Below are 14,949 nucleotides of genomic sequence, written 5' to 3' on the forward strand. Positions count from 1 at the left end.
TTGTGCCGTTTTTTCTGTGTTACGACTATTATGGCGATACGCCAAAGGAGGCTGAATGACTTGGAAAACAACAACAAGCATGACCGGTTAATTCGTGGTACAGCAATGAATGGAAAGGTAAGAGCCTTTGCTATCCAGACTACGGAACTGGTTGAGGAACTACGCAGAAGACACGATACGTTTCCCACGGCTACAGCTGCCATGGGGCGTACGGTTACAACAGCAGCCATTATGGGTGCAATGCTTAAAGGTGAAGAGAAGTTAACGGTACAAGTCAACGGTGATGGGCCCATTGGACAGATTGTAGCTGATGCCAATGCGAAAGGCGAAGTACGAGGATATGTTTCTAATCCGCATGTACATTTGCCAAGCAATAGTGTGGGGAAACTGGACGTTGCAGGCGCGGTTGGAACGGAAGGTTTCATCAACATAACGAAGGATTTGGGACTGAAAGAACCATATCGTGGCAGTGTGCCTATTATTTCAGGAGAACTGGGCGAAGACTTCACGTACTACTTTGCGCAATCGGAGCAAACACCTTCTGCTGTAGGCGTTGGTGTGCTCGTTGATACGGATAATTCCGTTATTGTCTCAGGTGGATTCATTATGCAGCTGTTGCCGGGATTGACAGATCCAGAGATCACGGCGATCGAAAACGCCATTAGTACGTTGCCGCCAGTGACGACGTTGCTGGAGCAGGGACTTGAATTGGAAGAGTTGCTTCGCCGATTGTTGCCAGATGTACAAGTGATGGAAGGATTGGATATTCATTTTAGCTGTGAGTGTTCACGTGAGCGGGTAGAGAAGACATTAATCAGCCTGGGCCAAACGGAGATGGAGCAATTAATTGAAGAAGAGGGCCAGGCTGAAGTGGTCTGCCAATTCTGTAATGAAGCCTATGACTTTAACAAAGAACAACTTGAGACCATCCTAGAGCAAGCCAAGAACTGATCTATGCGGGGACGGGATGCGGAATGACAAGACAGGAAAAAGGGTTGTGGACGGCTGTAATTGTCTTGACGCTAGGTATGCTGGTCATGGGTAGTGTGATGGCTATGCATGGTCTCAGACAGGGCAAAGACGAGGCAGATGCATCCCATGATGCTAATACGGAAGAAGGAAGCACCGTAGCGACGATCAACGGAGAAGTTATCACGGACAAAGAGTGGACCGATGCGCTGAAACGACGTTACGGCAGTGAGTTATTACTCCAGATGTTAAACCGTAAAGCAGTATATGCCGAAGCAATCGAACGCAAGCTGATCGTCACTCCCCAAGAGATTGCAAGAGAACTTGCCGCCGCGATGGATGGGTATGATTCAGAGAAATCATATTTTGACGAAATGAAGTCTCAATTGGGTCTGTCGAAACAGGAACTTGAGTTGGAAGCCGGCTACAGGCTGCTGCTTGAGAAAATCGCAACGATCAGCATACAGATCAAGGATGCAGATATTGAGCATTACTGGACTGAACACCGTGAGGATTACGTTTCCCCCGAGAAATATGACTTGTCCATCATCGTAGTGAAGGAAGAAGATGAAGCCAATTCCTTACTGGATGCGTTGGAGAAGGGGGAGGACTTTGAAGAAGCTGCTCGCAAGCAATCGACAGACAGCTTCTCTCGTGACGCTGGTGGGAGGCTGGGGTGGATTGAGCGGAATGATCCATTCCAGTCAGAAGAAATCCTTCAACTTGCTGCCGGGCTGGATGTAGGCGATATTGCCGGACCGGTTCGAGTGGAAGAAGGTTATGTTATTATCAGACTTAATGATAAAGAAGAACGCCAGGTGCAATCGGCCGAAGAAGTCCGTGAGGAGATTCGAATGCAACTGGCTCTGAGTCAGGCTGATCCGTTGCCGCAGGTAGAGCAAATGCTGCGTAACAAGTATGAAGCCGTAATCCTGTCCGAGATTCCTGCCTCCTGAATGCAATGGAAAAGATTGTCTCGTACTGCTGCATCTTGATAAAAATACTCTGTCTGCGGTCTTAGGGCCAAAGGCAGAGTATTTTTTTTTGAGTACTCATATTGACAATAAGGGTTAACGTTGATAAGATGAAAATAATAAATACCTACTCGTTTACTCGGATATAAAAGATTTATTTATGAACAAAGAAACTTTCGGAAACCTCCGCCCTGCTAGAAATCTTGGCAGTAAGGGATAGGATCAACAGGATTTCCGCAGTTCTTCTATAACAGCTAGAGGCTACCGGCCGCACAGTATAGGTTAACAGGACTCAAGTTTTATTCATCCACTAAGGAGGGCATTCATATGGCTAAAGTAGTTAATAACGTAACAGAACTCATCGGAGGTACTCCGCTTGTTCGTCTGAACCGTATCGTACCTGAAGGCAGTGCTGAAGTATTCGTGAAGCTGGAGTACCAGAATCCAGGTTCAAGCGTGAAAGACCGTATCGCAATTAGCATTGTGGAAGAAGCGGAAAAAGAAGGCAAGCTAAAACCAGGTGATACCATTATTGAAGCAACAAGTGGTAACACGGGAATTGGACTCGCGATGGTGGCTGCAGCCAAAGGCTACAAGTCCGTTATTGTAATGCCTGAGACGATGAGCTTGGAGCGTCGCAACTTGCTTCGTGCGTATGGTGCTGAGCTTGTGCTTACACCTGGAGCTGAAGGCATGAATGGTGCTGTTAAAAAAGCCGAAGAACTGCTGAAAGAAAACCCTTCCTATTTCATGGCTGAGCAATTTAAAAATAAAGCCAACGTGAAGATCCACCGTGAAACGACTGGCCCTGAGATTGTTGAAGCAATTCAATCTGTAGGCGGTACGTTGGATGCTTTCGTTGCAGGAATCGGTACAGGTGGAACAATTACAGGTGTAGGGGAAGTGCTGAAAGAAGCTTTCTCTGGTATTAAAATTGTTGCAGTTGAGCCAGCAGCTTCGCCAATTCTGGCGGGCGGCAAACCAGGACCACATAAGATCCAGGGGATTGGCGCCAACTTTATCCCTGAGATTCTGGATCAGGAAATCTATGATGAGATCATTCACATTGAGAATGATGATGCATTCGAGACGGCTCGTCAGGTAGCGAAGGAAGAGGGCATCCTGTCCGGTATTTCTTCCGGTGCGGCGATCCGTGCAGGTCTTCAGGTTGCGAAACAGTTGGGTGAAGGCAAGCGCGTGGTCGTAATCGTGCCAAGTAACGGCGAACGTTACCTCAGCACACCTCTTTATAACTTCGAAGGCTAAGTCTACAAATGACAAAATCAATCCTCCTTGCCCGTTAACGGGTATGGAGGATTTTTGGCGTAATGCTTTTAAAAGGGGCGGCGCTTTAGTATACTATCAGACAATAGAACTAGCGACATATGGAGGGCGGCACACCGCAATGACACACCTGATGACAACATACGCCGACTGGATGGAGTGGGCTGAACAAGGCTGGACCATGATGCCCTATATCACGAAGTCGGATGAGGGACCGTATCATGGCGGTTTACCGTTATCGTGGGAGGCAGCTTGGGAGCAGGCGTCACCATACGCAATTGTGCTGGAGAATGGCAAAGGCGGGAGATATACATTTCTGGGGTTAGACCCCGTATCTGTAATTTCCGGTAAAGGTCAAGAAGCGGTTATTCATGATGTGACGCAAGGAACCACCTTGACGGACAGCGGCAAGCCGCTTGATGTACTGAAGAGATGGACTGCCCCGTATAGCGCACCCAAGGTTAATGGGGCTCCAGACTTTGGGGGTGGATACGCAGGTTATCTCAGCTACGATGTAGCAAGATCATTGGAGAAGCTTCCAGTCTTGGCTGAGGATAATCCGGCTCTACCGGATTATTGGTGGATGCGCTTTGAAGAAATATGGGCGTATGACCATGAGCAGCAGGCGCTTTTCTGCATGGTTCATCTGGCTATAGAGCCTAACCGGAACGAAACTGATATCCGTAGTCTATATTCAGCGGCAGAAGCACGAGCGACAGCGATGCAGAAACGTTGGCTTCATATTATGGGGGCTGCACAGGCTGAGGAACAACAACAGGCACTGGAACGCCGCAACAAGCAGGTCAATCGTACCCCGCAGCCTGAAGATGCGGAAAGGGAATCGGAAGGATGGGAAACCTCCTTTCCCCAGGAGGACTTTGAACAAGCTGTGCGTACGGTACAGGAATATATCAGGCAGGGCGATGTGTTCCAGGTGAACCTGTCCTTGAGACAGGAAAAGCGGCTTCATTCGAGCGCTGAGCATATTTACGAATGGCTGCGCCTTGTGAATCCATCACCGTATATGGGAATGCTGCGTAGTCCAGACTTTCAACTGGTAAGCGGATCTCCCGAGCTTCTGGTCAAAGTGGAGAATGGCAAAGTCAGTGCACGTCCCATCGCAGGGACCCGAAGAAGGGGCCGGGATGAAGCAGAGGACAAAGCTATGGCGGATGAACTACTCAGCAGTGAGAAGGAACGGGCGGAGCATATTATGCTCGTTGATCTGGAACGGAATGATATCGGACGGATTGCGGCCTATGGTTCGGTTCATGTGCCTGAATTGATGACTATCGAGAAGTATTCCCATGTCATGCATCTCGTTTCCCAGGTGGAAGGCAGGCTGGCAGAAGGTTTATCCGTATTTGATGTGATTGCTGCGACATTCCCGGGTGGAACGATTACAGGAGCCCCAAAAGTCCGCACCATGGAGATTATCGAGGAACTTGAGCCTGTGCGGCGTGGGCCTTATACGGGTTCCATCGGGTGGATGGATTACAGTGGGAATATGGAATTGAACATCGTCATTCGTACACTTGCCATTAAGGACGGTATTGGTTATGTACAGGCCGGGGCAGGGATTGTTATTGATTCCGATCCATATCGGGAATACAAGGAATGCCGCAACAAGGCAAGAGCCATGATGAGAGCTGTGAATTACAGCGAAGAGGCGGAAGCAAGCAGAGCTATTGAACAAGAACAAGCGAAAAGAACAGAAGCTGTTAACTAAACTAAACTAAAATAAAATAAAACGAAGCAACCGTCACTTGCATTGACGGAAGATGAGGAGGAGCAGGCATATGATACTGGTTATCGATAATTACGATTCTTTCACGTATAACCTGGTTCAATATCTGGGTGAACTGGGCGAGACGGTGGAAGTTCGCCGCAACGACGAGATTGATCTGGCAGGCATAGAGGCACTGGCACCTGATCATATTCTGATCTCTCCGGGCCCGTGTACACCGAATGAAGCGGGCATTAGTCTGGCAGTCATCGATCATTTCAAGGGAAGCATTCCGATCTTTGGTGTGTGCCTGGGGCATCAGTCCATTGGACAAGCGTTTGGTGGCAATGTCATTCGTGCGGAGCGTATGATGCACGGCAAAACATCCGAGATGCACCACAATGGAACATCGGTATTTGCCGGATTGCCATCTCCATTCACAGCTACCCGTTACCACTCCCTGATTGTGGAGCGCAGCAGCTTGCCTGACTGCCTGGAGATTACAGCGGAGACAGCTGAAGGTGAAATTATGGGTCTGCGTCACAAAGAATATGCGATTGAAGGGGTTCAATTCCACCCGGAATCCATTATTACAGACCATGGTCATCAGATGCTTCGTAACTTTTTGTCCCAACAAGTGAAGGTTTAACATGCAATATGCCGCGATAAACGGAGAGTTGGTCAATATGGCGGCGGCCGTGGTTCCTGTAACGGATCACGGCTTTTTGTACGGACTTGGACTGTTTGAGACGTTCCGGACGTATCAAGGTGTCCCATATCTTTTGGAACGGCATCTGGAGCGCATGGCTTCGGGGTGTAAGGAACTTGGCATTCCTTTTACAACGACCGCCGCAGAGGTGACAGGTGGGCTTCAACGTTTGATGGATGCGAACGGACTTCGGGATGCGTATGTGCGATACACGGTATCAGCCGGTGAAGCACCGCTAGGCTTACCTTCTGGTGATTATTCGAAGCCGAATCATATTTTACTGGCAAAAGCATTACCTGATCCTTCTCCCTCTTTATATGAGAGTGGAAAAATGATTCAACGGTTGTCTACACCTCGCAACACGCCCGAAGGAGAAGTTCGGTTCAAGTCGCTGCATTACATGAACAGTATTCTGGCGAAACGGGAGCTTAATGGATACGGGCAGCATGTGCAGGGTGCAGAAGGGCTACAATTAACCCGGGATGGTCATATAGCGGAAGGGATCGTCAGCAATGTGTTTTGGGTACGGGAAAATGTTCTCTACACGCCAGCACTCTCAACCGGCATTCTGCCGGGTATCACGAGAGCTGTGGTAATGGAGATTGCCTCGCAGCAAGGAATCCCCTGCATAGAAACGTTAGCTTCCTGGGAGGATCTCCTGCAAGCAGATGAAATATTTCTAACCGGCTCGGTGGCCGAACTGGTTCCGGTGACAACTCTGCGGGATCAGGACGGAGCCGAAACGATAATTAGCAACGGACATATTGGCCCGGTTACAGCAGTCCTTCTGGGTATGTACCGGCAGAAAGCGGGGTATACTTCATGACACTTACACCTGTCATTTATGAACGGAACTATGCATGGGGGCCAGCTGAATTGAAGCTGGGTACAAGAACACAGATTATGGGCATTCTTAACGTCACGCCTGACTCATTCTCGGATGGTGGACGTTATACCAACGTGGAGCGGGCGGTTGCCCATGCCAAGAAGATGATGGAGGACGGGGCGGACCTGATTGATATCGGCGGGGAGTCCACCCGGCCAGGTTCAGATGTCGTGGGCGCCGATGAAGAGCTTAGCCGGATTATTCCGGTTATTGAAGCCTTGCATCAGCAAGCCCCGCACATTCCAATATCGGTAGACACGTATAAGGCCGATGTTGCACGTCAGGCTATTCTGGCCGGTGCTCATATTATTAATGATGTGTGGGGTGCTAAGGCAGATCCAGATATGGCCCGCACGGCAGCCGAACTGGGGTGTCCCATCATTTTGATGCATAATCGGCAGGATCGGAATTACACCGATTATCTGAGTGATGTCGTGAGCGATTTGCAGGAGAGCATACAGATTGCGTTAACAGCTGGCGTGAAAGCAGAGCAAATTATCCTGGACCCGGGCATTGGTTTTGTGAAGGATCTCGGAGAAAATCTGAAGCTCATGTCATCGCTCGGTTTGCTCAATGAAATGGGGTATCCCGTTCTGCTAGCCACCTCACGTAAAAGATTCATCCAGAACACCCTGAATGTCGGGGCGGATGATGCACTGGAAGGAACGGCTGCGACCGTTGCATTTGGCATTGCCCAAGGGTGCCAGATGGTTCGGGTTCATGATGTGAAGCCGATTCGGCGGACGGCAGACATGTGTGCTGCCATGTTATATGCTTCTCCGGGTATACGGAGGAAATAATGTTGGCGGGTCCCTGGTGACCCGTCCAGTGGAAGCGCAGCGTTTTTCAAAGGCGAAGCTAAGGCATGACTTCAAATAGATTAAAATTTCAATATATATAGAGGGCAGGCGGATCGTATGGATAGAATGGTATTGCATCGTATGGAGTATTACGGATATCATGGTGTTTTTGCAGAAGAACGGAAGCTTGGGCAGCGGTACTATATTGATCTGGAGATTGATATGGACCTGGGTGAGGCCGGACGTAACGATGATCTGACCAAAACGATTAATTATGCGGAGATCCATGAGCTGGTAAAACAGATTGTAGAGAATAAATCATTCCAGTTAATTGAAGCTTTGGGCGAACATATTGCATCTTCTTTACTAGACACTTATACTATTATCAATGCATTGACAGTCAAGGTGACGAAGCCACATCCGCCATTTGATATTCATTTTGAGGGCGTAACGGTAGAGCTTCGCCGCACAAGAAAGTGAGAACCGATCATGATTGCACATTCGACCTCTGAATCTTCAGAGGCTTATATTGCTTTAGGGGCCAATTTGGGTGACCGGGAACAGACGCTGTTTGAAGCATTGTCTTTGCTGGATGAACACCCTCATATATCCGTTCTGCGTTGTTCTGCACTATATGAGACGGAGCCTGTAGGATATGTAGATCAGCCTGCATTTCTGAATATGGCAGTCGCCGTACAGGCGATGCTGACACCTGAGCAGTTGCTCACGGAATTATTGGATATCGAGAATCGGCTTGGCCGTGTTCGTGATATTCGCTGGGGACCGCGCACCGTTGATCTGGATCTGCTCTGGATGCAAGGTGAGACGCGAGATACCGAATTGCTTCAATTGCCTCATCCTCGTATGGGAGAACGGGCTTTTGTGCTGGTCCCACTGTCGGATATCGTACCGGAGGGCGAGATTTCAGGTTTGTATACCTTTGTACACTCATCGTTGTCTGTACTGGATGGAAAGGATGGAATACAGCTTTGGAAAACATGCAATTGGCCAACCGAATCCGGGCATTCCGGAAGCTGAAAGGTTTAACACAACATGAACTTGCGGCCGAGACCGGCATCTCGCTGGCCATTCTGGGAACCATTGAACGGGGAAACCGTAAGGTATCACAGCAAGAACTCGATCGAATTGCTGGTGTGCTGGCAATCAGTATCGAGGAGCTGCGGGGCAACTAGGACCGTTTCGGTTTCGCCATGTTACAACAACCAAGACACCGATCGAACTTTATATCGTGATATATACAGAATTAAAAAAGGAGTGGAACGACTACCGTGCTTAACATTGGTGGCATTGAAATGAAAAACCAGGTCGTACTTGCGCCGATGGCTGGCGTATGTAATCCGGCTTTTCGTTTGATCGCAAAAGAATTCGGAACAGGCCTCGTATGCGCGGAGATGGTGAGTGGCAAAGCCATTGTCCATGGCAACCAGCGTACGCGTGAGATGTTGTTTGTAGATGAGCGTGAGAAACCGCTGAGCCTTCAGATTTTTGGGGGAGATCGTGATTCCCTTGTAGAAGCAGCCAAAATCGTGGACAAAGAAACCAATGCAGACATCATCGATATTAACATGGGATGCCCTGTGCCAAAGGTAACGAAATGTGATGCCGGTGCACGTTGGTTGCTTGATCCGAGCAAAATCTATGAGATGGTATCCGCTGTTGTGGACGCGGTGGAGAAGCCGGTGACGGTCAAGATGCGTATCGGCTGGGATAACGAGCATATCTTCGCGGTGGAGAATGCACTCGCGGTTGAACGAGCTGGTGGACAGGCGGTAAGTGTACACGGCCGTACGCGTGAGCAACTCTATACAGGCACAGCTGACTGGTCACACATCAAAGATGTAAAAGAAGCTGTCTCTATCCCAGTGATCGGCAATGGTGATGTCCATACACCAGAGGATGCACGCCGTATGCTGGATGAAACGGGTTGTGACGGAGTTATGATCGGTCGTGCCGCCCTGGGTAACCCATGGATGCTGTATCGTACCATTCAATACCTAAGCACGGGGGAATTGCTTCCTGACCCGAATGGCGAAGAGAAGATCCGTGTTGCCATCCTGCATATGGATCGACTGATCGCATTGAAGAATGAGACAGTTGCCGTACGCGAGATGCGTAAACATCTGGCTTGGTATTTGAAAGGCCTGAAAGGATCCGCCCGCATCAAGGATGTTATTATGGAAGGAACCAAGCGGGACGAGATGGTACAGATTCTGGAGAACTTTGTGAGTCAGCTGAAAAGCGAAGGTAATTTGGAGTCAGAACCGGTAATCACCGGAAATGCATCTTAATTATAAACGCATCTGTAAAACGTTTACACCTATAGGGGACGTAACATTGACTTTTCGAGATCGTTCCCCTATAATTTCTCAGTATAAATTCGCCATGTGCGTTAATAAGGATATAGCATCAGGAGGAATATTCTATTCCTCTGGAGAACTTCATATAGTTTTGAAGATGTATGCGAGCGGAGCTCTGTAACAAGCACTGATTCCGTTGCCGTACAATCAAATTTATTCCCATGACAGGAGAATCGGTTGAGATGAGCGACAAGGAAGTTATCCTTACACCAGAAGGACTCAAGAAGCTGGAAGAAGAATTGGAAACATTGAAATCAGTGAAGCGCCGCGAAGTGGCTGAACGGATTAAGGTAGCCATCGGGTATGGAGATATCAGTGAAAACTCTGAATACGAAGACGCGAAGAATGAGCAAGCTTTCATCGAAGGACGTGTAATCACGTTGGAGAAATTGCTTCGTAACGCGCGGATTATTAACAGCGACGAGATCGATACCGATGCCGTAAGCGTGGGTGCAACCGTCACTGTAGAAGATCTGGAGTTTGGCGACATCACGGAATATACGATTGTAGGTACTGCGGAGGCAGACCCGCTTCAGAACAAGATATCGAACGAGAGCCCTGTAGGTAAAGCGATTCTCGGCAAGAAAAAAGGTACAGTTGTTGATGTAAGTGTGCCTGCTGGCGTAATTCAATATAAAATTATGGACATTAAAAAGCTATAGCAACGAAGCAGTTGGGCACGGTAAACAAAAGCTTCCTTAGGGAAGCTTTTTCAACATTAGAGGAAAAACTACCTCTCGCGATGCCTGCAATGTAAATAAGGAGATGAATACAGATCATGACGGATGAAGTCTTGAATCAGGAAACCGAACTTAGCGAGCTTTTACAAATTCGCCGTGACAAATTGGACGAGCTCCGCAAATTGGGAATCGACCCTTTTGGCCAAAAATACGTACGTACCGAAGAAGCCGGCTCCATTCTGAAGAAGTATGAAGAACTGACCAAGGAAGAGCTGGAAGAGAAGCACATCGAAGTCAGTATTGCCGGACGGATTATGGCGAAGCGGGGAATGGGTAAAGCAAGCTTCGCACATATTCAGGACCTGAGCGGCAGAATCCAGATCTATGTTCGTCAGGATAGCGTGCCTGAAGACAAGTATGCGGCATTTAGCTTGCTGGACCTTGGCGATATCGTTGGAATAACAGGTGTGATCTTTAAGACCAAAACAGGTGAAACTTCTGTAAAAGTGAAAGATATTGAAGTGCTGTCCAAATCGCTCTATCCGCTTCCGGATAAATTCCATGGTCTCACTGACGTAGAGCTGCGTTACCGCCAGCGTTATGTTGACCTGATTATGAGCCCGGACGTACAACAGACCTTTATCGCACGTTCCAAAATCATTCAATCGATGCGTCGTTACCTGGATTCCCTTGGATATCTGGAAGTGGAAACACCTACGTTGCATACCATCGCAGGAGGAGCGGCAGCACGTCCGTTCATCACACATCACAATGCGCTTGATATGGAACTGTACATGCGGATTGCGATTGAACTTCACCTGAAACGTCTGATTGTTGGTGGGCTGGAGAAGGTATATGAGATCGGCCGTGTATATCGGAATGAAGGTATGTCCACACGTCACAATCCGGAGTTCACCATGATTGAATTGTATGAGGCATATGCCGACTACAAGGATATTATGCAATTGACGGAGAACCTGGTTGCTCATATTGCACAGGAAGTACTGGGTACGCAAGTGATCCAGTATGGAGATTATGAAGTAGATCTTACGCCACAGTGGCGCCGTGTTACGATGGTGGATGCAGTTAAGGAAGTTGTAGGCGTAGACTTCTCCGTACACATGACGGATGAGGAAGCACACAACTTGGCGAAGGAACATAAGGTTCCGGTTGAAAAACATATGACATTTGGTCATATTCTGAACGCGTTCTTTGAAGAATTTGTAGAAGAGACGTTGATTCAACCGACATTCATTATGGGACATCCTCTTGAGATCTCACCACTAGCGAAGAAAAATGATGTAGATCCGCGCTTTACGGATCGCTTCGAATTGTTCATCGTTGGACGCGAGCATGCCAATGCCTTCACAGAGCTGAATGATCCAATCGATCAGCGTCAGCGCTTTGAAGCACAGATGCTGGAGAAAGAACATGGGAACGACGAAGCTCATGAGATGGATGACGACTTCATCCGTGCGCTCGAATATGGTATGCCACCAACAGGCGGATTGGGAATCGGGGTGGATCGTCTGATCATGCTGCTTACCAACTCCCCGTCGATTCGTGACGTACTGCTCTTCCCGCACATGCGTCCTCGTACGCAAGATTAAATAAGGAACGTAGGATACGTTCATAATAGAAGAGGAACCTGCCGTTCAGTATCATGCTGGGGCAAGTTCCTCTTTAGGTTTACATAGACGCTAAAAATAAAGTTTGTCAGAAGGCCTTTGCTCACAGCACATCATTAGGGTAACACCGCGTCTTGAAATTGTTAGATCAACCTGTTCGTATTTTTGTTAAAAGAGGTGCCCTTCATGAAGTTCAGGCTTCACTTTGCCAAATTCTTATCTCCTCCGTTAATTCTGGTCGGTGGTTTTCTGCTTATCATTGCGATTGGAACGGTGCTTCTCATGTTGCCAATCTCCAACCAAAGCGGTATGCATTTGGCGTTTATTGACGCGCTCTTTACATCCACCTCTGCCGCATGTGTAACTGGACTTGTCGTTGTGGATGTAGGGACGACCTTTAATTTGTTTGGTCAGTTCGTCATTATGGTACTGATGCAGCTTGGTGGACTCGGATTCATGACCATGGCTACCCTCTTTGCGCTTGTATTGGGCAAGCGAATCTCACTCAAGGACAGGTTATTACTCAAAGAAGCCATTAATGCAGACAGTATGGAAGGGATAGTACGCATTATCCGCAAGGTGTTGATTTTCTCCTTTACCATTGAAGGGGTGGCTGCTGTCATACTTGCGCTGCGCTGGGCAACGGAGATGCCATTGGGTCAGGCCGTATACTATGGAATATTTCATTCCGTTTCATTGTTTAATAATGGCGGCTTTGATTTGTTCGGCAACAGCTTTCAATACTACACCGGAGACTGGATATTCAATTTGACTGCTTCTGTGCTCGTTGTCTCTGGTGGACTGGGTTTTGTTGTATTAAATGATCTGTTCGAGTATCGCAAACGCCGCCGTTTGTCTCTTCAGTCCAAACTGGTGCTGTCTGTATCCGGAGCGCTGATCGGTATAGGAGCGATTGTGTTGTTTGTTTTCGAATTCACCAATGGACATACACTGGCTTCACTCACATGGAGCGAGAAGATCTATGCGTCCTTCTTCCAGTCTGTCTCTACACGTTCGTCGGGAACGAGCACAATCGATATCACGGAGATGAGGCAGGCTACCCAATTCTTCTTCATTCTGCTGATGTTTATCGGGGCTTCCCCAGGATCGACGGGGGGCGGAATCAAGACGACTACATTCCTGATCATGATTGGTGCGGTGTATGCCATGATTCGGGGAAATAAGGATATTGTGTTTTTCCGCCAGCGTGTTCCGAAAGAACTGCTGATGAGGGCGTTGACCATTATTATGGTTTCTCTGATCATATTCATGATCGTGGTGATGCTTCTGCTTACGACAGAGGATGCGCCATTCCTTTCACTGATGTTTGAAGCTGCATCCGCAATCGGTACCGTGGGTCTTTCTGTGGGAGTGACTGATGAGTTGACCAATTGGGGAAAAATTATTATTACCTTTACCATGTTTGTAGGTCGGATCGGGCCATTAACCATCGCGTATGCTCTTCGTCCGCGCAAAGAGAAGAAACTGTATCGTCATCCGGAAGGCCGGATCATTATCGGATAAAAAGAAAAACCGTCAGACATTCAGAACTAACTCCTGTTATCGTAACGGGCCTTAGTCACAACGAATGTGCTGCGGTTTTTTTTGGTTTAACGACACAAGGAAGCAAGATGCAAAGTGAGAACATCGTCCATGAGCTTGGCATTCATCTGATCCGGTCTAAGCACGGTATGTATGCCTAAGCCATCTACCAGTGCATACAATCTCTCGATCTCCAGTTCTTTGTCCAGATCGGGTCTGGAGAGGTCGAGCTTTATCAGGTAGGTGATAACAGAGCCTACAGCTTGTCTGAGTTCATTATATACGGTATTAGCAAGTTCTTTGAGTGTAGGATCGGTATTCGCTCTGGCTGTAAAAGCGTACCACACCTCCATTTCGGCCAGTTTTTCTTCCGTGTTTGGTAAGAATTCGAGCAATAGGCATTTCATATTGTCCATGGGAGAGCCGGTGAAGGACATTTTTTGGACTCGATGAGACACCCGTTCAGATACCAAATTCATGGCATATCGTAGTAGTTCCGATTGAGTAGAAAAGTAGTGACGCATCGAACCAACCGAAACTCCAGCTTCTTCAGCAATATTCCGAACAGAGGCCTGTTCCATGCCATCTCTTCGTATAATACGCCAAGCTGCCTCGGCCACGAGCACGCGCTGTTTATCGTGATCAACAATTTTAGGCATAGGCATATTATATCACTGTTGATTATTATAGTACACACGTGTTAAATTATATTTAATACATTTGTATCAAAAAAGGAGAGGCTGAAATGATTGGTTATTTCATTATAGGTTGTGAGATTGCCTTTTGGGTGTTTGTGTTCGCAGGTCTGAGTGTCAGGTATCTCCTTGGCATGAAGCGAATAGGCATCGGTTTGTTAATGGCGACGCCGGTTATCGATCTGTTATTGCTGGTAGCTACAGTTATGGATCTCCAGCGAGGAGCTACAGCAAGTATGATTCATGGTATAGCTGCGGTGTATATAGGAGTAAGCATTGCCTATGGTCACCAGATGATCGCTTGGGCGGATCGATATTTCCTATATTGGTTCAAAGGTGGAGAAAACCCTCGTAGTAACAAGTTATATGGTAGAGAACATGCGAGTCGTGAGCGTAGTGGATGGTTTAGACATCTATTGGCTTGGGCTATAGGAAGTGCTTTTTTATTGGCCATGATATGGTGGATTGGAGATGCTGAACGTACAGCTGTCTTCAATAATCTGATCAGAGTGTGGGGAATGATACTCGGTATCGATTTTCTGATAAGCTTTAGTTACAGTTTATGGCCAAGAAAGGTTCCTGCTAGGAATGTTAAACGTTAAAGTAAAAATGGACGTGTGTATGAACTTGCTAAGTTGGGAGAATACCATATGTACGTCCGTATTAGATCAATCCGAT

16 protein-coding genes are annotated in these 14,949 nt (G+C 47.7%); 15 read left to right on the forward strand and 1 reads right to left on the reverse strand.

Annotated elements, in window-relative coordinates; genetic code table 11:
* The first annotated feature begins 30 nt into the window (after positions 1 to 30).
* The 14 genes from hslO (at position 31) to NSQ20_RS00395 (ending at position 13,558) form a co-directional block, all read left to right on the forward strand.
* On the forward strand, positions 31 to 951 hold the full coding sequence (gene hslO, locus NSQ20_RS00330) for an Hsp33 family molecular chaperone HslO (RefSeq protein ID WP_047844508.1): 921 nt from the start codon (positions 31 to 33) through the stop codon (positions 949 to 951).
* Positions 952 to 974: 23 nt separating this feature from the next.
* Complete coding sequence (locus NSQ20_RS00335) at positions 975 to 1,925, forward strand: peptidyl-prolyl cis-trans isomerase (RefSeq protein ID WP_340031571.1); 951 nt, start codon at positions 975 to 977, stop codon at positions 1,923 to 1,925.
* A 345-nt stretch (positions 1,926 to 2,270) separates the two neighbouring features.
* A complete protein-coding gene (gene cysK / locus NSQ20_RS00340; protein WP_036606108.1) occupies positions 2,271 to 3,209 on the forward strand; it encodes a cysteine synthase A in 939 nt (312 codons plus the stop codon).
* Positions 3,210 to 3,348: 139 nt separating this feature from the next.
* Complete coding sequence (locus tag NSQ20_RS00345; RefSeq protein ID WP_340031572.1) at positions 3,349 to 4,956, forward strand: anthranilate synthase component I family protein; 1,608 nt, start codon at positions 3,349 to 3,351, stop codon at positions 4,954 to 4,956.
* Positions 4,957 to 5,026: 70 nt separating this feature from the next.
* Positions 5,027 to 5,602 (forward strand): aminodeoxychorismate/anthranilate synthase component II, encoded by a 576-nt coding sequence (gene pabA / locus NSQ20_RS00350; protein WP_036606106.1) that lies wholly within the window; start codon positions 5,027 to 5,029, stop codon positions 5,600 to 5,602.
* A 1-nt stretch (position 5,603) separates the two neighbouring features.
* Positions 5,604 to 6,488, forward strand: a complete 885-nt coding sequence (locus NSQ20_RS00355) for an aminotransferase class IV (protein WP_100528136.1) — start codon at positions 5,604 to 5,606, stop codon at positions 6,486 to 6,488.
* On the forward strand, positions 6,485 to 7,348 hold the full coding sequence (gene folP / locus NSQ20_RS00360; RefSeq protein ID WP_340031573.1) for a dihydropteroate synthase: 864 nt from the start codon (positions 6,485 to 6,487) through the stop codon (positions 7,346 to 7,348). The genes NSQ20_RS00355 and folP overlap by 4 nt, the downstream gene beginning before the upstream one ends.
* A gap of 117 nt (positions 7,349 to 7,465) precedes the next feature.
* Positions 7,466 to 7,828 (forward strand): dihydroneopterin aldolase, encoded by a 363-nt coding sequence (folB, locus tag NSQ20_RS00365; protein ID WP_036606103.1) that lies wholly within the window; start codon positions 7,466 to 7,468, stop codon positions 7,826 to 7,828.
* A 9-nt stretch (positions 7,829 to 7,837) separates the two neighbouring features.
* A complete protein-coding gene (gene folK, locus NSQ20_RS00370) occupies positions 7,838 to 8,386 on the forward strand; it encodes a 2-amino-4-hydroxy-6-hydroxymethyldihydropteridine diphosphokinase (RefSeq protein ID WP_036606102.1) in 549 nt (182 codons plus the stop codon).
* Complete coding sequence (locus NSQ20_RS00375; protein ID WP_047844502.1) at positions 8,338 to 8,541, forward strand: helix-turn-helix transcriptional regulator; 204 nt, start codon at positions 8,338 to 8,340, stop codon at positions 8,539 to 8,541. Before folK ends, NSQ20_RS00375 begins: the two co-directional genes overlap by 49 nt.
* 96 nt (positions 8,542 to 8,637) lie before the next feature.
* Positions 8,638 to 9,657 carry a tRNA dihydrouridine synthase DusB gene (gene dusB, locus NSQ20_RS00380; RefSeq protein WP_340031574.1) on the forward strand — a complete coding sequence of 340 codons (1,020 nt, stop codon included), beginning with the start codon at positions 8,638 to 8,640 and terminating at the stop codon, positions 9,655 to 9,657.
* Positions 9,658 to 9,908: 251 nt separating this feature from the next.
* Positions 9,909 to 10,388 (forward strand): transcription elongation factor GreA, encoded by a 480-nt coding sequence (greA, locus tag NSQ20_RS00385; protein ID WP_036606099.1) that lies wholly within the window; start codon positions 9,909 to 9,911, stop codon positions 10,386 to 10,388.
* Between the two features lie 116 nt (positions 10,389 to 10,504).
* A complete protein-coding gene (lysS, locus tag NSQ20_RS00390; protein ID WP_339196341.1) occupies positions 10,505 to 12,016 on the forward strand; it encodes a lysine--tRNA ligase in 1,512 nt (503 codons plus the stop codon).
* A gap of 204 nt (positions 12,017 to 12,220) precedes the next feature.
* On the forward strand, positions 12,221 to 13,558 hold the full coding sequence (locus NSQ20_RS00395) for a TrkH family potassium uptake protein (protein WP_340031575.1): 1,338 nt from the start codon (positions 12,221 to 12,223) through the stop codon (positions 13,556 to 13,558).
* Positions 13,559 to 13,644: 86 nt separating this feature from the next.
* Here NSQ20_RS00395 and NSQ20_RS00400 read toward each other — a convergent pair whose 3' ends face one another.
* Positions 13,645 to 14,235 (reverse strand): TetR/AcrR family transcriptional regulator, encoded by a 591-nt coding sequence (locus NSQ20_RS00400; RefSeq protein WP_340032974.1) that lies wholly within the window; start codon positions 14,233 to 14,235, stop codon positions 13,645 to 13,647.
* Between the two features lie 86 nt (positions 14,236 to 14,321).
* Between NSQ20_RS00400 and NSQ20_RS00405 the strand changes: the two genes are divergently transcribed.
* Complete coding sequence (locus NSQ20_RS00405; protein ID WP_036606096.1) at positions 14,322 to 14,873, forward strand: hypothetical protein; 552 nt, start codon at positions 14,322 to 14,324, stop codon at positions 14,871 to 14,873.
* Positions 14,874 to 14,949 lie beyond the last annotated feature (76 nt).

Origin of the sequence: Paenibacillus sp. FSL K6-1122, assembly GCF_037977015.1 — a bacterium.
Lineage (GTDB): Bacteria > Bacillota > Bacilli > Paenibacillales > Paenibacillaceae > Paenibacillus > Paenibacillus amylolyticus.